Origin of the sequence: Enterococcus sp. DIV0876, assembly GCF_050529585.1 — a bacterium.
GTDB lineage: Bacteria > Bacillota > Bacilli > Lactobacillales > Enterococcaceae > Enterococcus_D.
Map to the genome: position 1 here is coordinate 1,346,988 of NZ_CP172882.1, position 20,367 is coordinate 1,367,354.

A 20,367-nucleotide genomic window follows, 5' to 3' on the forward strand; every position below is an offset into this window, starting at 1 on the left:
TGCTAAAATACGATAGACGCGAGAAAATAGTGGAGGGAAGCCGATGGCAGACAAAAGAGATTATTATGAGGTCTTAGGTCTACAAAAAGGGGCTTCGGATGACGAAATCAAGAAAGCATATCGTAAGCTTTCGAAACAATATCATCCAGACATCAACAAAGAAGCTGATGCAGAAGCAAAATTTAAAGAGATTTCTGAGGCCTATGAAATTTTAAGTGATGCACAAAAACGTGCAGCCTATGATCAATATGGTCATGCAGGGACCGACCCGAATTATGGCGGCGGATATGGTGGCGGCTTCGGCGGCTTTAACAGCGGCGGATTTTCCGGTGGCGGTTTTGGTGGATTCGAAGATATCTTCGAATCATTCTTTGGCGGCGGTGGTGGCCGAACAGCCAACCCAAATGCACCCCGTCAAGGTGCTGACTTGCAATATGCTGTGGACCTTTCTTTCGAGGAAGCCATTTTTGGTGTCGAAAAAAATGTGCAATATAAGCGAGAAGAAATGTGTCATACTTGTGACGGCAGTGGTGCAAAACCAGGCACAACACCGGAAACTTGTCACAAGTGTCATGGTGCAGGAACCATCAATGTTGAACGCCAAACACCATTAGGTCGTGTGATGAGCCGCCAAACTTGTGACGTGTGTCATGGTACTGGGAAAGAAATCAAAGAACCATGTAACACTTGTCATGGTACAGGCCATGAAAAGAAAAACCACAACGTGAAAGTCAATGTCCCTGCTGGTGTAGAAGATGGACAACAAATGCGCTTATCTGGTCAAGGTGAAGCAGGAACCAATGGTGGTCCTTACGGAGATCTATACGTGATTTTCCGTGTGGAAGAAAGTGACATCTTTGATCGTGATGGCTCTGAGATTTATTATGAGTTGCCATTGAATTTCGTGCAAGCAGCACTAGGAGATGAAGTCAATGTTCCTACTGTTCACGGGAATGTGAAACTGAAAGTCCCTGCTGGTACACAAACAGGAACCAATTTCCGCTTGCGTGGAAAAGGAGCCCCTCGTCTACGCGGCGGCGGCAATGGAGACCAACAAGTCAAAGTCAAATTGATCACACCGAAAAACTTGAACGATGAACAAAAAGAAGCATTGCGGGCTTATGCAAAAGCCAGCGGACATGAAACAACAGAACAACAACCAGAAGGTTTCTTCGATAAGATGAAAGATGCCTTTGGTGGGAAAAAGAAATAAACAATAGCGGCGCAATTTTGATGATGTTTGTCAAAATTGCGTTTTTTTTGAGTGTTTCTTTTGAAATCGCTTGCGCGCTATGTCACAATGGAAGTAGATTGATTGAAGGAGGAAGAGATATGGAAAGAATTTTTGCAAGTCCATCGCGGTATGTACAAGGCAAAGGTGTTTTGGAAAATGGATTGCATCACATCAAAGATCTTGGTCAAAAAGTATTGCTTTTAACGGATGAGAATGTCTGGGAAATTGCTGGAGAATCGTTGTTTGATAATTTAAAAGCAGCTGATTTGGTACCGGTCAAAGAAATTTTTGGCGGTGAAGCTTCTGCAAAAGAAATTGAACGGATCGTAGAAAACGCCCAAGATGAATCGATCGAAGTCATTGCTGCACTTGGTGGCGGGAAAACGATCGATACAGGAAAGGCAGTCGCAGATGAATTAAAAGTGCCAATTGCTGTCTTGCCTACGATTGCATCTACAGATGCCCCAACTTCTTCATTGTCTGTTATTTATTCTGATGAGGGACGCTTCGAAAAGTATCGTTTTTATAACAAAAATCCTGAGTTGGTACTTGTGGATACAGCCGTGATTGCGAAAGCGCCAGCCAAATTATTAGCAGCAGGTATTGCTGATGCCTTAGCAACATATGTTGAAGCACGAGCAGTGGCTAGAAGTCATAGTGAAAATATGGTTGGCGGCATGCAGCCAATTGCAGGGATGGCGATTGCTGAGAAATGTGAAGAAATTTTATTTGATAATGCTTTAAAAGCATATCAAGCCAATCAACAACAAGCAGTGACGGAAGCTTTCGAGCAAATCGTGGAAGCCAACACTTTGTTAAGCGGGTTAGGGTTTGAGAGTGCTGGATTAGCTGCAGCCCATGCAATCCATAATGGATTGACAGCACTAGATGGCGATGTCCATTCCCTTTCTCATGGGGAGAAAGTCGCCTATGGCACATTGACACAATTAATGCTGGAAAATGCAGAACCTGACGAATTGGATGAATACATCACATTGTATCAAGCATTGAATCTGCCAACAACATTAAGTGACATGTTCTTATCAGAAGCAAGTGATGCTGATTTATTGAAAATCGGTGAGCAAGCATGTATCGAAGGGGAAACGATTCACAATATGCCTTTCCCAGTTACACCAGAAGATGTCGTCGCTGCTTTAAAAGCTGTCGATGCGTATGTGACTAGTTACTATCCAAAATAAGAAAACTTCAGACACAATCAAGATCAGGGTTATTCAAAGATTTGAATAAATTGTTTGACAAGAGATATCAGTCATGCTATTTTGAGTACAAGCAAAAAAGGAGGGAACTATTCATGACAAACGTCAACGTGCACATTTCATGTTGTTGTTGTATGGTGCAAAAAGCAGCATACCGATTTGTTATGTCTATTAATAGTTCCTTTGTCGTAGAACGCTGTTGATTTTTTGGCTCAATAGGGTTTGATTATCCGGATAACACGACGATACTAGAGGTACTGATTTAATAGTCAGTGCCTCTTTTTGTTTGTCTAAATATACCGCTTTCATTGGTGACGACCATTGGAAACAGGTGTAAAAATGATTTGAATGAAGGGAGTGCCATAATGATCGTCAAAGATGTCAAAGAACTGATTGGCAACACACCGCTGTTTCAATTTGATGCGGCTTTATTAGGCGGAAAGTCTGGCAGCCAGATTTTTGCTAAATTAGAATACCTGAATCCTGGAGGCAGTATCAAAGACCGTTTGGGATTGCAATTGATTCATCAAGCATTTCTGCGTGGTGAGATAGATCAAGAGACAACAATCATTGAACCCACTGCCGGAAATACGGGTATCGGCATGGCATTAGCCGGCATTGAGCATGGCTTGAAAATGATTTTTGTGGTTCCAGAAAAATTCAGTCTGGAAAAGCAACAGGTGATTCAGGCTTTGGGTGCACAAATCGTGCATACGCCTACCAATAAAGGCATACAAGGTGCTATTGAGAAAGCCAAAGCATTAGCAAAAGAAACGCCAAACAGTTATTTGCCGCTGCAATTTCATAACGAGGAAAACCCCGCCGCTTATAGGCGTACGCTGGGATTAGAGATTTACCAAGAATTACATGGCAAAATCGACAGTTTTGTCGCTGGCGTAGGCAGTGGTGGTACATTTGCCGGTGTTGCAGCGTACTTAATGAAACAAAATGCGAAGATACGTTTGATTGCGGTTGAACCTGAAGGATCGATCTTAAATAATGGTCCGGCCCATGGACACGAGATCGAGGGGATCGGTGTTGAGTTTATACCTCAGTTTTTTGATGGATTGATGATCGATGCGATTGATACGATCAGTGATGATGAAGGCTTTCGTTTTACCCGTCATTTAGCAAAAAACTATGGACTACTCGTAGGCAGTTCCAGTGGTGCTGCGTTGGCGTCAGCTGTTAGAGAAAGCTGGCGTTTGCCTAGTGGCAGCAAAATCGTGACATTATTTCCAGATAGCGGTGATCGCTATCTATCTAAACATATTTATGAAGGTGAATCAGATTTAGACATAGGAGGAAAAAACCATGCATTTTAATACCAAATTGATTCATGGCGGAATCAGTGAAGATCAAGAAACAGGGGCGGTCAGTGTGCCGATCTATCAAACATCCACGTATCGCCAAAACGGTATTGGTCAGCCAAAACAATATGAGTACAGCCGCTCTGGCAATCCTACGCGGTTTGCTTTAGAAGAACTGATCAAAGAGTTAGAAGGTGGATACCAAGGGTTTGCTTTTGCTTCGGGACTGGCAGCCACGCATGCGGTTTTCTCATTGTTCCAAACGGGGGATCATATTTTGTTGGGAGATGATGTTTACGGAGGCACATTTCGGTTATTGCACCAAGTCTTTGAAAAAAGCGGTCTGCGGTACACATTGGTTGAGACAAGTAAGCCAGAAACGATTACTGCTGCAATCAAACCAGAGACAAAAGCAATTTTTTTGGAAACACCGACCAACCCACTGTTGAAGATCACCGATATCGCACAAGTTGTGAAAATTGCTAAAGCGCATGATTTATTGACGGTCGTTGATAACACCTTTGCGACGCCTTATTTCCAAAAGCCGCTGCAACTTGGGGCGGATATCGTGATCCATAGTGCCACCAAATATTTAGGCGGTCATAGTGATGTTGTTGCTGGTCTAGCTGTTGTCAAAGATGAGACGCTCGCTAAAAAAGTTGGTTTTATGCAAAATGCGATTGGCGGTGTCTTGGGGCCCCACGATAGCTGGCTGATTCAACGCAGTATCAAAACATTGGCCTTGCGTATGGAGGCCCATCAAAGCAATGCATTAAAAGTGGCTGAGATGTTAGCAGAGCATCCGGCTGTCAATGAAGTTTATTATCCAGGGTTAACGAGCCATAGAGGTCATGAGATTGCACGTAAACAAATGACTGGCTTCAGTGGGATGATCTCCTTCGAATTAAAAAATGAAGCCAATGTGTCGCCATTTATTGAAGGATTAAAAATCTTTACATTGGCTGAAAGTTTAGGTGGGGTGGAGAGTTTGGTCGAAGTACCAGCAATCATGACCCATGCGTCTATTCCTCAAGACATAAGAGAGAAAGCCGGTATCAAAAATGGTTTGATTCGTTTGTCTGTTGGTATTGAACACGCAGATGATTTATTGTCGGATCTGCAAACAGCATTACAGAAAGCAGGTGTTTAAAGATGGGGCGGGAATTTATTCCGATTTTCAAAGAATGGGCCAATACCTATGATGCCACTGTGAATGGAGAAGATCCGGAATATCAAGAAGTGTTTCGTTATTACCCTGATTTATTGGCAGAAATTGCTGAAAAATCAAGCGCTTTTGTGTTAGAATTTGGAAGTGGAACCGGTAATTTGACTTTAGCCCTTGTCGAGAGAGGCAAGCAGGTTATCGCAATTGAACCTTCGGAAGATATGCGAAAAGTGGCGCAAAAAAAACCTGCTCTTCGCGAGGTTGCATTCTTGGATGGTGATATGGAAGCTTTTCCGATGCTCTCTGACCCAATCGATACCATCGTTTCCAGCTATGTTTTTCATCATCTGAATGAAGAAGAAAAACAGCGGGCAATTGCCAAATATGCCGCATTATTACCTGTTGGCGGTAAAGTTATTTTTGGGGATACGATGTTTTTATCGTTGGATCACAAAACGGCGACAATCAGCCAGGCAATCGAGGATGGCTATCTGCAGCTTTCAGCAGATTTGCAGAGGGAGTATTATCCTTTGATCCCAGATATTGACCGTTATTTTCGTCAACATGGTTTTCGCAGCCGGTTCAAACAAATCAATGCTTTCGTTTGGCTGATAGAGGCCATCAAAGTAGAAGGAGCAAATAAACAGTGAAAATGAATGTCGAAAGTTTTAATCTAGACCATACTAAAGTCAAAGCCCCATATGTACGGGTTGCAGACAAAAAACAAGGGATTCAAGATACGATCATTAAGTATGATGTACGTTTCAAACAACCCAACCAAGAACATATGGACATGGCTAGTTTGCACTCGTTGGAACACTTGACGGCCGAATTGATTCGTAATCATGCGGATTACATCGTGGACTGGTCACCAATGGGATGCCAAACAGGATTTTATTTGACAGTCCTCAATCATGATGATTATGACGAAATCTTGGATGTTTTAGAAGCAACCATGAAAGATGTGCTGACAGCTACCGAGGTACCTGCCAGTAATGAAGTGCAATGCGGATGGGCGGCCAATCACACATTGAGTGGCGCCCAAGAATTGGCGCAAGAATTTTTGGATCAGCGGGCACAATGGTCCTCCGTTTTCGCGTAGTCTTATAAAGGTTCGTTTATGTGACTGTATATCTGTTCGGCAGATATACAGTTTTTTTGTGTGCCTAAAGACTGATATACTGAAAATAAAAAAAGTTTTTTGCAACTTTTTAGTTGATTGAACGTCTTTATAGATAGCAGGGAGGGATAGTGTTGGAGGAGTTGGTTCAAAACTATTACGATCGCATCCAATACTATTTTATTCAACGGGTGAAAGATCGTTATTATGCGGAGGATTTAACACAAGAAGTGTTCTTGAAAGTACTGCTCGCGTTACCAAAGCAGCAACCGGAGAATTTTGAGGCGTGGCTCTTTACGATTGCGAAATTTACCTTATATGATTTTTATCGACGAAAAAAGATCATTTTTTTACCGGAAGATTTTGCTGCCTATATCGATCATGATCAATCTTCTGCTCAGAAAAGTGTGGATCAAAGTGCATTGATGGATTCAATCAATCGTTTGTCAGATAAATTGCGCAGACCATTTATCTTATCGATCAGAGGGTATAACTATCAAGAAATCGCGGCAATCATTGGGGTCAAAGAAAGTACCGTCAAATCGCGTATTTTCCAAGCACGACAAAAAATAAAAAAGCAGGTGAAGGAATGAAATCTAAAGAATATCAACAAATGCAAAAATCGGTTCACCGATTGAAACAACGATTTGGATCGTTACTGATCTACCATTTTTTATTTTTCAGTATAGTTGCATTTATCCTTTCTTATATGTTGCCAGTCATTTATTATCGTTTCGTCCCACGAGAAGATGTCCGTTACCAAAATTTACCCTCAGTGGTCATGTTGAGTGACTACCCTGATTATCTGCGAGAGAATGCGTTGGAGAAGTACCGCTACTTATGGTATGAAATGGGTCAGCAAAATCTGCATTATGATCCTTTGAATCGACAGGCATCGCTTCAATTCTTAGGAAAAAATGATTTGTATCCAGTTCTCTCAAAGTTTGGTAATCAAGAACAAGTTGTCTATACTGTAAATAATCGTTATCTATTTGATCAATTAGCAAGTGCACAGGTGACCAGTAATAATTTGGACGCATATGCGTTTTCCTCTAATATGCAAAATCCCGATCAGCAAGTGAATACCTATGATGGATTAGTTGATTATTTGACTGGATTAGGGGAGCTGAAACAAGTATCTTTAGCAGTGACTTTAAAAAATGATCAATCACCAAGCGCTGTCAGAGAAATCGTTGGAGACTTGACAGTCCAGCACTATTCGATTGCGTATCAAACAGGCAGTGTATTTGGTTATACTGATACTTTGGTTCAGCAAGTGACAGCCAACAATTATGATCAGCAAGTTTTGACAGCAGTCCAAGAAGGTGTTGCCTATCTGAATGATCATTACGACGCGTATGGCAATTTGGGGTGGGATTTTGACGGAAATATCCGCTTTACCAGTAATCGCGACAATCAAATCCAACTCCATGATTTTCAAGATCTGCAAGACTATATTGCAGATAATGGCGTGAAAGTAAATGCGATTTTGGTCACAGGCAACGCAACAGCATTAGCTGACTGGCTAAAACAAGAATCATCCATGATTTCACGAGTACAAGTAAGACAAGTGCAAGATGTATTGGTTCAGCAAGTGATTACGGAAGGGGAATAACATGTATGGAAAAATCTTATCCTTACGGAAAAATATTTTCGATCATCAATAAAGCGTATAGTCTGTGCTATTTATTCTATTTTGCTTTGGTACGATTTTTGTTTTCAACAATAACGACGATCACTATATCTATTGTCCCATATCCGATGAATGCTGCACGTGGAAATGGACTCCTATCTAGCTTTTTTCATCCTTTGATTCTAGTTGGTTTTGTAGTAGTGTTAGGTATCCTAGCATGGCGTGATAAAACGTGGCTCACTCAGATGGTATATCCTGCAATCGTTTTGCTGCTTGTTTATGGTAGTTTATATTTGTTGTGAAATACTTCGACATGAATGATCGTAAAGATAAGAAGCATCTTAAACGAGTTGCATAAGACAAAACCACATGTCCAAAATGGACATGTGGTTTTTCGTGATCAGATATTTAGAACTTTATCTAAGAAATCTTTGGTCCGTTCATTTTTAGGATCGGAGAAGATTTGTTCGGGTGTACCATCTTCTAAGAAATTGCCGCCATCTATGAACATGACACGATTGGCTACTTCTTTGGCAAAGCCCATTTCATGGGTAACGATGACCATTGTCATGCCTTGTTTGGCTAATTTCTTCATGACGTTTAATACATCACCGACCATTTCTGGATCGAGTGCGGATGTCGGTTCATCAAATAACATGATATCAGGATTCATGGCTAAAGCCCGAGCGATGGCAACCCGTTGTTTTTGACCGCCGGAGAGATTATCCGGATACATATCCTTTTTATCAGCAAGACCAACGGTTTCTAATAAACGAACAGCATGGGCTTCTGCTTCTTTTCGGGTGGCATTTTTTAGATCCATCGGTGCCAAAATAATATTTTCCAACACGGACAAGTGAGGAAAGAGATTGAAATGTTGGAAAACCATACCAATATGCTGGCGGACAGCGTTGATATTGGTGTTTTTATCCATCAAGTGGGCACCGTCGATGATAATGTCGCCACTCGTTGGTTCCTCTAATCGATTCAAGCAACGCAAGAAGGTTGATTTGCCTGAGCCGGAAGGGCCAATCACACACACCACTTCGCCTTCTTCGATCGATACATTGATGTCGTTCAACACGGTGTTGTTGCCAAATTTTTTGACCAAATGTTCAACTAAGATTTTTTCTTTCATATTACTTCACCTTCTTTTCTAAAACTTTGGCAAGTTTAGTTAAAGCAGTGATCACAACCAAATAGATAATGGCAATGATCAAATAGACATAGGTGCTTTGAGTGGTACGTGCAACAATGATCTTACCAGTTTGCAATAGTTCTACTACACCAATAACGGAAATGATCGTTGTATCTTTCAATGAAATAACGAACTGATTGACGAAAGATGGAATCATGATTTTGATTGCTTGAGGCAACACGATTTTTTGCATCGTTCGGGTATAAGTCATACCCAAACTTCGGGAGGCTTCCATCTGTCCGTTTGGCACAGCATTGATTCCTCCACGAACGATTTCGGCGATGTAGGCACTGGCATTCAATGTCAATGTGATCACACCAGCTGCAAAGTCGGGAATCGTAATGCCGATTGCATCAGATAAACCAAAGAAGATGAAGAAAGCCAATACCATCATTGGAATACCACGAATGATATCCACATAAATACTAGCAATCACACGCAATGCTTTGATTGGTGCTACACTGAACAGTCCTAAGATGATCCCTATCACTAAAGCCAAAGCAAATGAAATCAGTGCTAAAAGTAATGTATTCCAAAGGCCTGTCAAAAGCACTTTGTAGTTATTGCTGATCAAGCCGCCAATAGTAGATTCATCGACTTTCTTCTCAGTGGCCGATCCATCTTGAATGTATTTGCCGACGATTTGATCATATTCGCCAGTCCGTTTCATTTCTTTTAAAGCTTCGTTGAACATCTCAACTAATTCTGGATTTTGGCCTTTTTTGACTGCAAACCCATATTGTCCGCCTGTTTCTTTTTCGATAGGTGTCGTTAATTTTTGTCCTTGACTAATAGCGTAACCGATGACAGGATAATCATCCATCATGGCGTCGATTTGACCGCCACTGACTGCAGCATATAATTGATCCGCTGCGTCATAATATTTGATGGAATAGCCATAGGTATCTTCATTAGCAATCAAAAAGTCAGCACTTTCGGTTCCAACTTTGGCACCAACTGTTTTGCCATCCAGATCTTCGTAGGAAGAAATATCTTCATTGCCTTCTTTGACTGCTAACTGAATGCCGCTTTCAAAGTAAGAGTCGGAAAAATCATAAGAAGCTTTTCGTTCATCAGTAATACTCATCCCAGCAATCATGCCATCGGCCTGATTACCGTCTAGTGCTTGCAGAGCGCCAGAGAAACCAATGAAATTAAATTCAATGTTGAAGCCTTGCATTTCTGCCGCACGTGTCAATAGATCGACATCGATGCCGACATATTCATTGTCTTCGTTTTGAAATTCAAATGGTGCAAACGCAGAGTCGCTGGCAATTTTGTAGACATCTTTTTTCGGTTCAACTTTGACCATCTCACTATCATCTGAAGCGGTGCTGCTGTCAGATGTGCTAATATAAGTAGCGACGATTTTGTCATATTCGCCAGATTCTTTCAAGTGGGCCAGACCAGCATTGAATTTTTCAAGCAAATCAGCATTTTGGCCTTTCTTGACTGCAAAGCCATAAGAAGCACCAGCTTCCGGTTCACCGACCAACTTCATGGCTTCACCGTTATTGATGGCATACCCTAGAACAGGATAGTCATCAAAAATCGCTACCACAGTTCCATTTCGCACTGCACCATATAGGCCGCTGGCATCATCGTAATTCTTGATGTCGTAGCCATATTTGTCTTTGTTTTCTTCTAGGAAGCGGGCGCTTTCGGTTCCGACTTTAGCACCGACAGTTTCACCTGATAAATCTTCATAGCTGGTGATACTATCATTATCGGCAGCAACGGCCATTTGAATCCCGCTATCAAAATAAGGATCAGAAAAATCAAATGTTTCTTTTCGCTCATCTGTAATACTCATTCCTGCGATCATACCATCCAACTGATTGGATTGTACACCTTGGATAGAAGGGTCAAACCCTAAGGGACGCAAATCAACAGCAAACCCTTGGTCATCCGCGATTGCGTTTAATAAATCAATATCGATCCCAACATACTCATTGTTTTCATTTTGGAATTCGAAAGGCGCGAATGTTAAATCTGTTCCTATCTTATACGTTGTTTCCTCCGCGTTGGCTGACTTTGCTGAAAAAGCAAAAAAGCTGATAATCAGCGCAACTAAAGCGAAGGCTCTATATTTTTTGTTCAAGAAAATTCCCCCTTTAGTTGTCACGTATTTATAGATTATATGAATTTTTTATCCAACACACAAGCTTTTCAGAAAAAAATCGTGACAAAGTCATGTAAATCTGACATCTGATGTGAGAAATAATAACATCTTAAGTATCTGTTAATGATACGAAAACAGCAACACAAATGATAGCGAAAGTATGTTCGCTATGGTATACTTAACAATGGAAAAGCGATGGCGTTTTTTCTTTTTTTGTCATCCTTTAGAAAATGTGAGGGGGAATGAAGATGATCGAAAGAACAACTTCCCATAAGTTTGACTTAGTCTCAAAATATCAGCCGGCAGGGGATCAACCAGAAGCGATTCATCAACTGGTGGATGGTGTCATAGGCGGAAAAAAAGCCCAGATATTACTGGGGGCAACAGGTACTGGTAAAACTTATACGGTTTCCAATTTGATCAAAGAAGTCAATAAACCGACATTGATCATTGCCCACAATAAGACGCTGGCAGGACAATTATATGGTGAGTTCAAAGATTTCTTTCCTAATAATGCAGTCGAGTATTTTGTAAGCTATTATGATTATTATCAACCAGAAGCCTATGTACCTTCTAGTGATACTTATATTGAGAAAGACTCCAGCGTCAATGATGAAATCGATAAATTGCGCCACTCAGCAACCAGTTCTTTGTTGGAACGAAACGATGTGATCGTGGTGGCTTCGGTTTCTTGTATTTTTGGTTTAGGTTCGCCAATCGAATATGCCCGCCAAGTCGTTTCGCTGCGTGTTGGGATGGAGAAGTCTCGGGATCAATTGCTGAAAGAGATGATCGATATCCAGTTTGAACGCAATGATATAGATTTTCAACGGGGACGGTTTCGCGTGCGGGGAGATGTAGTGGAGATTTTTCCGGCTTCAAGGGATGAACGTGCCTTGCGTGTGGAGTTTTTCGGTGACGAAATCGATCGTATTCGTGAAGTCGATGCATTGACTGGGGAAATTTTGAGTGATACGGAACATGTGTCGATATTTCCAGCAACGCACTTCGTGACGAACGAGGATCATATGGAACATGCTATATCAACGATTCAAAGTGAATTAGATGCACGATTGAAAGTTTTGCGTGATGAAAATAAATTATTAGAGGCGCAACGATTAGAACAGCGCACCAATTATGACATTGAAATGATGCGAGAAATGGGCTACACCTCTGGTATCGAGAACTATTCCCGTCATATGGATGGCCGCAAAGAAGGCGAACCACCCTACACGTTATTAGATTTCTTTCCAGACGACTTCTTGTTGGTGATCGATGAATCCCATGTGACCATGCCGCAGATCCGAGGTATGTACAATGGTGACCGTGCACGAAAACAAATGTTGGTGGATTATGGGTTCCGTTTGCCATCCGCACTAGATAATCGGCCATTAAAGTTAGAAGAGTTCGAACAACATGTGAACCAGATCGTGTACGTTTCAGCGACGCCAGGACCTTATGAGCACGACCACACTGATACAGTGGTACAACAAATCATTCGACCAACGGGATTACTGGATCCTATCGTGGAAGTTCGTCCAATCATGGGCCAAATCGATGATTTGGTTGGAGAAATCAATGAACGCGTTGAACTGAACCAACGGGTCTTCGTTACAACTTTGACCAAGAAAATGGCGGAAGATCTCACCGATTACTTCAAAGAATTGGGTATCAAAGTCAAGTATCTTCATAGCGACATCAAAACATTGGAACGAACGGAGATCATTCGTGATCTGCGTTTAGGTGAGTTTGATGTATTGATCGGGATCAACTTGTTGCGTGAAGGCATCGATGTACCTGAAGTATCTTTAGTAGCGATTTTGGATGCCGACAAAGAAGGTTTCTTGCGCAGTGAACGATCATTGGTCCAAACAATCGGCCGGGCTGCGCGAAATTCGGATGGGAAAGTCATCATGTACGCAGATAAGATGACGGATTCTATGCAACGGGCCATTGATGAAACTTCACGCCGACGCAGTATCCAAGAAGCGTATAATAAAGAACATGGCATCGAACCAAAAACCATCATCAAGGAAATTCGCGACTTGATCGCGATAACCAAGGTAGCGGAAGAAACGGGTGAATATACAACCGCTTCTTATGATGAATTGACCCGTGAAGAAAAAGCAACCTTATTGCTTAAGTTAGAAAAAGAAATGAAAGATGCAGCTAAGTCATTAGATTTTGAAACAGCAGCGACTTTACGGGATACGATTCTCGAATTAAAAGCAGCAGATTAGAAGGAGACAGATTATGGCAAATGATAAAATCGTGATCCATGGGGCTCGGGCCCACAATTTAAAAAATATTGATGTGACGATTCCACGGGATCAATTGGTAGTGGTGACTGGTTTATCAGGATCTGGGAAAAGTTCATTGGCCTTTGATACTTTGTATGCGGAAGGTCAAAGAAGATATGTAGAGAGCTTATCTGCTTATGCACGTCAATTCTTAGGTCAGATGGACAAACCGGATGTCGATAGTATTGATGGTTTGAGTCCAGCCATTTCCATCGATCAGAAAACCACCAGCAAAAATCCTCGATCTACCGTCGGAACTGTTACGGAGATCAATGATTACTTGCGCTTGCTTTATGCACGTATCGGACATCCTATCTGTCCAAACGATCATATCGAGATCACTAGTCAATCTGTTGAGCAAATGGTTGATGAAGTGTTGGCATTGCCTGAAAGAACGAAAATTCAATTGATGGCACCACTGGTCAACCAAAAGAAAGGCCAACATAAAAAAGTCTTTGAACGGATTCAAAGAGAAGGCTACGTCCGGATGCGGGTCGATGGGGAAACCTATGATGTGTCTGAAGCCCCAGAATTAGAAAAGAATAAAAAACATGACATTGCAATCATCATCGACCGAATCGTCGTCAAGGAAGGGATCCGTTCTCGTTTATTTGATTCCTTTGAAGCAGCTTTAAGATTGGCAGATGGCTATGCCATCGTGGATGTGATCGGTGAAAAAGAGCTTTTATTTAGTGAGCATTATTCATGTCCTTATTGTGGTTTTACTGTGGGAGAATTAGAACCGCGGTTGTTCTCCTTTAACGCGCCATTTGGTGCTTGTCCGGATTGTGATGGTTTAGGGATCAAATTGGAAGTTGATACGGATTTAGTGATTCCTGATACGACAAAAACATTGCGGGAGGGCGCATTGCTGCCATGGAACCCAATCAGTTCGCAATATTATCCACAAATGCTGGAACAAGCTTGCTTAGAATTCAATATCGATATGGATACACCTTTTGAAGAATTGCCGCAAGAACATCAAGCAATCATCCTCAATGGCTCAAATGGTGAGGTGTTCCATTTTCATTATGAAAATGACTTTGGCGGTGTACGCGATGTGGAAGTAGCGTTTGAAGGGATTTTGCCAAATATCAAACGACGCTACCATGAAACCAATTCTGATTTCACCCGCGATCAAATGCGTTTGTATATGACGGAATTAACTTGTAAAACGTGTCAAGGTTACCGTCTGAATCCGCAAGCATTGTGTGTGAAAGTCAATGATAAACACATTGGCGAATTGAGTGAGTTGGCGATCAATCATGCGTTGTCATTCGTAGAAGGATTGACGTTGACAGAATCAGAACAAACGATTGCGCGACCAATCGTCAAAGAAGTCGATGATCGCTTGAGTTTCTTAAAGAATGTTGGTTTGGATTATCTGACATTAAGCCGTGCCTCTGGCACCTTGTCAGGTGGAGAAGCACAACGGATCCGTCTTGCTACTCAAATCGGTTCCAACTTATCTGGCGTATTGTATATTTTAGATGAACCATCGATCGGTCTGCATCAACGAGACAATGATCGTTTGCTTGAATCTTTGCGGAAAATGCGCGATTTAGGCAATACGTTGATCGTAGTAGAGCACGATGAAGACACGATGCGCGCAGCAGATTATTTGATCGATGTGGGTCCAGGTGCAGGACATGCCGGAGGCGAAATCGTAGCCGCTGGCACACCGAGCCAAGTCGCAAAAAATAAAAAGTCATTGACAGGACAATATTTATCCGGCAAGAAGAAAATCCCAACGCCTGCAGAGCGCCGAGAAGGCAACGGCAAACAAATTCGTATCACCGGTGCGACTGAAAACAATTTGAAAAATATCTCCGTAGACTTTCCGTTAGGCAAGTTCGTCGCGGTCACTGGGGTATCCGGCTCGGGAAAATCGACACTAGTCAACGAGATATTGAAAAAATCATTGGCTCAAAAGATCAACCGCAACTCGAACAAGCCAGGCAAATTCAAAAAAATCACTGGCTATGAGGAAATCGATAAATTGATCGATATCGATCAAAGCCCGATCGGCCGAACACCTCGAAGCAACCCCGCTACCTATACGAGTGTATTTGATGATATTCGTGATTTGTTTGCTAAAACGAATGAAGCCAAGGTTCGCGGATATAAGAAAGGCCGTTTTAGTTTTAATGTCAAAGGCGGTCGTTGTGAGGCATGTAAAGGTGATGGGATCATTAAAATCGAAATGCATTTCTTACCAGATGTGTATGTACCCTGTGAAGTCTGTCATGGCAAACGCTATAATTCTGAAACGCTAGAAGTTCATTATAAAGGAAAGAACATTGCTGAAATTTTGGATATGACGGTGGAAGATGCAGTTGAGTTCTTCAAGCATATCCCTAAGATCCACCGCAAATTACAAACAATCGTAGATGTCGGTCTCGGCTATGTGACAATGGGACAACCAGCTACCACTTTATCTGGTGGGGAGGCCCAACGGATGAAACTAGCCAGTGAGCTGCACAAGAATTCGAATGGCAAAAGTTTCTATATTCTTGATGAACCAACAACAGGTTTGCATACCGATGATATTGCCCGCTTGTTGAAAGTCTTGGAACGATTTGTTGATGCAGGGAATACTGTGTTGGTAATCGAACATAACTTGGACGTGATCAAATCTGCTGACTATGTGATCGATTTAGGCCCTGAAGGTGGAGAAGGCGGCGGAACGATTTTGGCAACTGGTACACCAGAAGATATCGCTAAAGTATCGGACAGTTATACAGGACACTATTTGAAAAAAGTGTTATAAACCTGCTGGATTTTACGAGTCATTCATTGGGATAGCGAAAGTTTAAATAATTATTAAACAATTATGAATTTTTTAAACATTTCACAAAAGGCTCTTGAATTTGGGCATTTATTTGTTAGAATAACCATAGGTATACGTATATTCTTACAGAATAAGCTACCTATAAGTTCTATCCGTTCAAAGTAGAAGAAAGCAGTCAAAGATATATGCTTTGATTGCTTTTTTCTTTGTGGTAGAATAAGTCTATTGTAAAACGAGCTGTATAAACAATATATTTTTAGCATCCAAAAGAGAGAGTGGTTTTAATGAGTCAGGATAAGTTTCTACCAATATTATTAGGTAGTGATATGAATGTATATGGAATGGCACGTGCTTTCCATGAGGCCTATGGCATTCAGTCAGTTGCCTATGCGGGTACTGAGTTGGCGCCAACGCGCTTCAGTAAAATCGTGAAAGTAAATCAAGTGGATGGATTTGATCATGATCCAGGCTTTTTTGATACGCTAGTCGATTTAGCAAAATCTACTTATCACGATCCCGAAGTGCGTTACTTATTGATTCCATGCGGAGATGGCTATGCAGAACTGCTAGCCAAACATAAAGAGGAATTGAAGCCTTATTATACTTTTATAGCAAATGACTTTGCGTTGTTGAAACGTCTCATCAACAAAGTCAGTTTCTATGAAGTGTGTGAAGAATATGGCTTGCCTTATCCTAAGACATTTATTTTAACAAAGGATTTGCTGACCAATGGTCAATTCAAAGAAGCTTTGCCTTTTGATTTTCCCGTGGCATTGAAACCAGCCAACAGTGTAGCTTGGTTGTCAGTCGATTTTGAAGGCCGCAAGAAAGCCTTTATCATCGACAATCGCCAAGAGTTTGAAACAATTGTTTCCCGGATCTATCAAGCTGGTTATGAGGATGAAATGATTGTTCAAGACTTCATCCCTGGTGATGACAGTAATATGCGGGTCTTAAATGCCTATGTGGATGAAAACCACGAAGTTCGTGTCATGGCTTTAGGTCACCCATTATTGGAAGATCCAACGCCTGGGGCGGTTGGTAATTATGTGGTGATCATTCCAGATGAGAATCAACAAATCTATCAAATGATTCAAACCTTCTTAAAAGAAATCAAATACGTTGGTTTTGCAAACTTTGATTTGAAGTATGACCGGCGAGATGGACAGTATAAATTATTTGAAATCAATTTGCGTCAAGGGCGCAGTAGTTTCTTTATTACCTTAAGCGGATTGAACCTCGCACAATTCTTGACAGAAGATCTGGTCTTTGAAAAACCTTATCTCGAAACGGTTTATGGAAAAGCAGATGCGCCTGAAGCCAAATTGTGGCTGGGTGTGCCAAAAAACATTTTCTTGGCCTATGCCAAAGAAAATGAGGGCAAAGAACGTGCCCGAAAATTATTGGCACAAGATCGTTGGGGGACAACTGTTTTTTATCAGAAGGATATGTCTTTCAAACGTTGGATCTTGTTAAAAAGAATGTTTTATTTATACAATAAACGGTTCAAAACATTCTTCCTTACGAAAGAGGGATAGTCGATGGAGAATTTCTTCAGTATTTTAGGTGGGATGGGCACGATGGCCACTGAAAGCTATATTAGAATCTTGAATCAAAGAACAAAAGCCCACAAAGACCAAGATTACTTAAATTATGTTTTATTCAATCATGCAACAGTGCCTGACCGGACTGCTTATATATTGGATAATCAATTGGAAAATCCGGTACCATATTTGCTGGATGATATTGAAAAACAAAATTTGCTGCAACCAGCTTTTATTGTTTTAACTTGTAATACAGCGCATTATTTCTTTGATGAGTTGCAAGCAGCAACGCCGATCCCGATTCTTCATATGCCTCGAGCAGCAGCTGAAGCAGTCAAAGAAAAAGGGATCACTGGCAAAGTTGCTTTGTTGGGAACCGAAGGCAGTATCAAAGCCGGTATCTATGAGAAAGAATTACGTCAGCTCGGTGTTGATGTCTATTTGCCAAAGGCGTCGATCCAAAAGAAAGTCAATACCTTGATATATGATCGAATCAAAGAAAATGGTCATTTAGATCAAGCACTCTACTTTGAGATTTTGCAAGAGGTAACAGCAGAAATTGGTTGTGAAGCTGTTGTTTTAGGGTGTACAGAACTTTCATTGATGGAAGAATTTACGGAAAATAATCCCTATCCTGTTGTGGATGCGCAGTCGATCATCGTAGACCGGACCATTGAAAGAGCATTGGCACTCAGAGCTTAATTGAAGAATAAATTGGACGTTGGCTCGAACTTCGAGCTGACGTCTTTTCTTTGCATAAGTATTCCAATGATACGCCCGGCATGATATAATAAAGAGGTTGGAGAGAGGAGTTTTATGAAATGACTGAAGTAAATCATTTAGAATTAGTAATCATTACTGGAATGAGTGGCGCAGGCAAGACTGTTGCTATTCAGAGTTTTGAAGACATGGGGTATTTTTGTATCGACAACATGCCGCCTAGTCTTGTACCAAAATTTTGGGAATTGATCAAGGAATCTGGCAAAGTGACTAAGATTGCCTTGGTAGTCGATTTACGGTCTCGCTCCTTCTTTGAAGAAATACAAAGTATGCTGATCGATATAGAAAACACCAATTTCATCGATACCCGTATTTTATTTTTGGATGCTTCTGATAGTGAGTTGGTTTCACGATATAAAGAGACCCGCAGAGCCCATCCGTTAGCGATGGATGGTTTGGTCACTGAAGGGATCCGCAAAGAACGCGCGATATTAGAAGATTTAAAAACAAGGGCTAGTATTGTAATTGATACAACAACCCTCACACCAAGACAATTAAGAGAAAAAATCAATCAAGAATTTCGTTCTTCTCATGATACTGGCTTTCGGATCGAGATCATCTCGTTTGGCTTCAAGTATGGGCTGCCTATTGATGCTGATATCGTGATGGATGTGCGCTTTTTACCAAATCCGCATTATATTCCCGAACTGCGTCCATTGACAGGAAAAGATCAGACTGTGTATGACTATGTGATGTCGTTTCCTGAAACCGAGGAATTTTATCAACGCTTCACTAGTCTTCTGCAAACCATTATGCCTGGTTATGTCAAAGAAGGAAAGAGCAGCTTGACGATCGCCATCGGCTGTACCGGCGGGCAACATCGATCGGTGGCTTTATCTGAACGGATAGGCGCTGCATTGTCAGAGGATTATAAGGTCAATATTACCCACCGTGACAAAGACAAGCGGAAAGAAACGGTGAACCGGTCATGAAGATGAAGACCTACCGTATCAGAAAACCTAAAATCGTTGTTGTCGGAGGGGGAACTGGTTTACCAGTCATTTTGAAAAGTTTGCGAAATCAAGGTGTAGACATCACCGCTATCGTCACAGTTGCTGATGATGGTGGCAGCAGCGGTGAGATCCGTAACTTGGTGTCATCGATCTCGCCCCCCGGAGATCTACGTAATGTGTTGGCCGCTTTGTCAGATATGCCGCAACTGTACAATGATATTTTTCAGTATCGCTTCAAAGCAGAAGATAAGTTTTTGGCAAACCATGCTTTGGGAAATCTGATCATTGCGGCAATCGCAGAGATGCGCAGCAGCACCTACGAAGCAATTCAAATCTTAGCCAAAATGATGCATATTGACGGGCAAGTATATCCATCGTCAGATCTGCCGCTCGTTTTGCATGCGGTTTTTAAAGATGGTACCAAAGCTGTGGGTGAATCAAAAATCGCGCTGGATCGTAAAACCATCGACCATGTTTTTGTCCGTAATCAGGAAAACAATGACGAACCCAAAGCAGCCCGCAAGGTGGTTTCGTCGATCATGGATGCCGATATGATCGTTTTAGGACCTGGTAGTTTATTTACCAGTATTTTGCCCAATCTAATGATCAGCGAGATAGGAAAAGCGTTATTAGAAACCACTGCTGAAACGGTTTATATTTGTAATATTATGACCCAAAAAGGCGAGACCGAACATTTTACCGATGCTGATCATGTGCGCGTGTTGCACCAACATCTGGGGAAACCATTTATTGATACAGTCTTAGTGAACACTGAGAAAGTACCTGAGGGCTATATGGATCCAGACATTTATGATGAATATTTGGTCCAAGTCAAACATGATTTCAAGGGATTGCGAGACGAGAATTGTCGCGTAGTTTCTGCCGATTTTCTGGCATTGGAAAATGGCGGCGTTTTTCATGATGGTGAAAAGGTCATTGAGGAGCTGCTCCGAATCGTATATGCTGCGAAAATCTAGTTTTTTTGTTTGATTGAGAAAGG

Annotated in this window: 17 protein-coding genes; 15 read left to right on the top strand and 2 right to left on the bottom strand. The window is 41.6% G+C overall.

Annotated elements, in window-relative coordinates; all coding sequences use genetic code 11:
• Positions 1–43: 43 nt before the first annotated feature.
• From dnaJ to IGI41_RS06330, 9 genes are all read left to right on the top strand, one after another.
• The gene (dnaJ, locus tag IGI41_RS06290) at positions 44–1,213 is read left to right on the top strand and encodes a molecular chaperone DnaJ (protein WP_430612308.1); all 1,170 of its coding nucleotides are present in this window, start codon (positions 44–46) and stop codon (positions 1,211–1,213) included.
• Positions 1,214–1,332: 119 nt separating this feature from the next.
• Positions 1,333–2,433, top strand: a complete 1,101-nt coding sequence (locus tag IGI41_RS06295) for a glycerol dehydrogenase (protein ID WP_430612310.1) — start codon at positions 1,333–1,335, stop codon at positions 2,431–2,433.
• Positions 2,434–2,816: 383 nt separating this feature from the next.
• Positions 2,817–3,776: a PLP-dependent cysteine synthase family protein gene (locus IGI41_RS06300; RefSeq protein ID WP_430612312.1), complete on the top strand. Its 960-nt coding sequence runs from the start codon at positions 2,817–2,819 to the stop codon at positions 3,774–3,776.
• Entirely contained in the window at positions 3,766–4,911 is a 1,146-nt protein-coding gene (locus IGI41_RS06305; RefSeq protein ID WP_430612314.1) for a cystathionine gamma-synthase, read from the top strand. Before IGI41_RS06300 ends, IGI41_RS06305 begins: the two co-directional genes overlap by 11 nt.
• Before the next feature lie 2 nt (positions 4,912–4,913).
• On the top strand, positions 4,914–5,576 hold the full coding sequence (locus IGI41_RS06310) for a class I SAM-dependent methyltransferase (RefSeq protein ID WP_430612316.1): 663 nt from the start codon (positions 4,914–4,916) through the stop codon (positions 5,574–5,576).
• Positions 5,573–6,028 (top strand): S-ribosylhomocysteine lyase, encoded by a 456-nt coding sequence (locus IGI41_RS06315; protein WP_430612318.1) that lies wholly within the window; start codon positions 5,573–5,575, stop codon positions 6,026–6,028. The genes IGI41_RS06310 and IGI41_RS06315 overlap by 4 nt, the downstream gene beginning before the upstream one ends.
• Positions 6,029–6,177: 149 nt before the next feature.
• On the top strand, positions 6,178–6,639 hold the full coding sequence (locus IGI41_RS06320) for an RNA polymerase sigma factor (protein WP_430612320.1): 462 nt from the start codon (positions 6,178–6,180) through the stop codon (positions 6,637–6,639).
• Positions 6,636–7,661, top strand: a complete 1,026-nt coding sequence (locus IGI41_RS06325) for a hypothetical protein (RefSeq protein WP_430612322.1) — start codon at positions 6,636–6,638, stop codon at positions 7,659–7,661. The genes IGI41_RS06320 and IGI41_RS06325 overlap by 4 nt, the downstream gene beginning before the upstream one ends.
• A gap of 5 nt (positions 7,662–7,666) precedes the next feature.
• A complete protein-coding gene (locus IGI41_RS06330; RefSeq protein ID WP_430612324.1) occupies positions 7,667–7,981 on the top strand; it encodes a hypothetical protein in 315 nt (104 codons plus the stop codon).
• A 98-nt stretch (positions 7,982–8,079) separates the two neighbouring features.
• On the opposite strand, the gene IGI41_RS06335 is transcribed toward IGI41_RS06330, so the two are convergent.
• Together IGI41_RS06335 and IGI41_RS06340 are read right to left on the bottom strand one after the other, a co-directional pair.
• A complete protein-coding gene (locus tag IGI41_RS06335; protein WP_430612326.1) occupies positions 8,080–8,817 on the bottom strand; it encodes an amino acid ABC transporter ATP-binding protein in 738 nt (245 codons plus the stop codon).
• Position 8,818: 1 nt separating this feature from the next.
• Complete coding sequence (locus tag IGI41_RS06340; RefSeq protein WP_430612752.1) at positions 8,819–10,942, bottom strand: amino acid ABC transporter substrate-binding protein/permease; 2,124 nt, start codon at positions 10,940–10,942, stop codon at positions 8,819–8,821.
• Between the two features lie 305 nt (positions 10,943–11,247).
• Here IGI41_RS06340 and uvrB point away from each other — a divergent pair, with 305 nt between their 5' ends.
• The 6 genes from uvrB to IGI41_RS06370 all read left to right on the top strand — a co-directional run bounded on the left by uvrB (position 11,248) and on the right by IGI41_RS06370 (position 20,344).
• On the top strand, positions 11,248–13,239 hold the full coding sequence (uvrB, locus tag IGI41_RS06345; RefSeq protein WP_430612328.1) for an excinuclease ABC subunit UvrB: 1,992 nt from the start codon (positions 11,248–11,250) through the stop codon (positions 13,237–13,239).
• Positions 13,240–13,252: 13 nt separating this feature from the next.
• Entirely contained in the window at positions 13,253–16,069 is a 2,817-nt protein-coding gene (gene uvrA, locus IGI41_RS06350) for an excinuclease ABC subunit UvrA (RefSeq protein ID WP_430612330.1), read from the top strand.
• A gap of 305 nt (positions 16,070–16,374) precedes the next feature.
• Entirely contained in the window at positions 16,375–17,628 is a 1,254-nt protein-coding gene (locus IGI41_RS06355) for a carboxylate--amine ligase (protein ID WP_430612332.1), read from the top strand.
• 3 nt (positions 17,629–17,631) lie between these two features.
• The gene (locus IGI41_RS06360) at positions 17,632–18,336 is read left to right on the top strand and encodes an amino acid racemase (RefSeq protein ID WP_430612334.1); all 705 of its coding nucleotides are present in this window, start codon (positions 17,632–17,634) and stop codon (positions 18,334–18,336) included.
• Positions 18,337–18,455: 119 nt separating this feature from the next.
• Positions 18,456–19,346, top strand: coding sequence for an RNase adapter RapZ (gene rapZ / locus IGI41_RS06365; protein WP_430612336.1), 891 nt, complete (start codon positions 18,456–18,458; stop codon positions 19,344–19,346).
• Complete coding sequence (locus IGI41_RS06370; protein ID WP_430612337.1) at positions 19,343–20,344, top strand: gluconeogenesis factor YvcK family protein; 1,002 nt, start codon at positions 19,343–19,345, stop codon at positions 20,342–20,344. Before rapZ ends, IGI41_RS06370 begins: the two co-directional genes overlap by 4 nt.
• Positions 20,345–20,367: the final 23 nt, after the last annotated feature.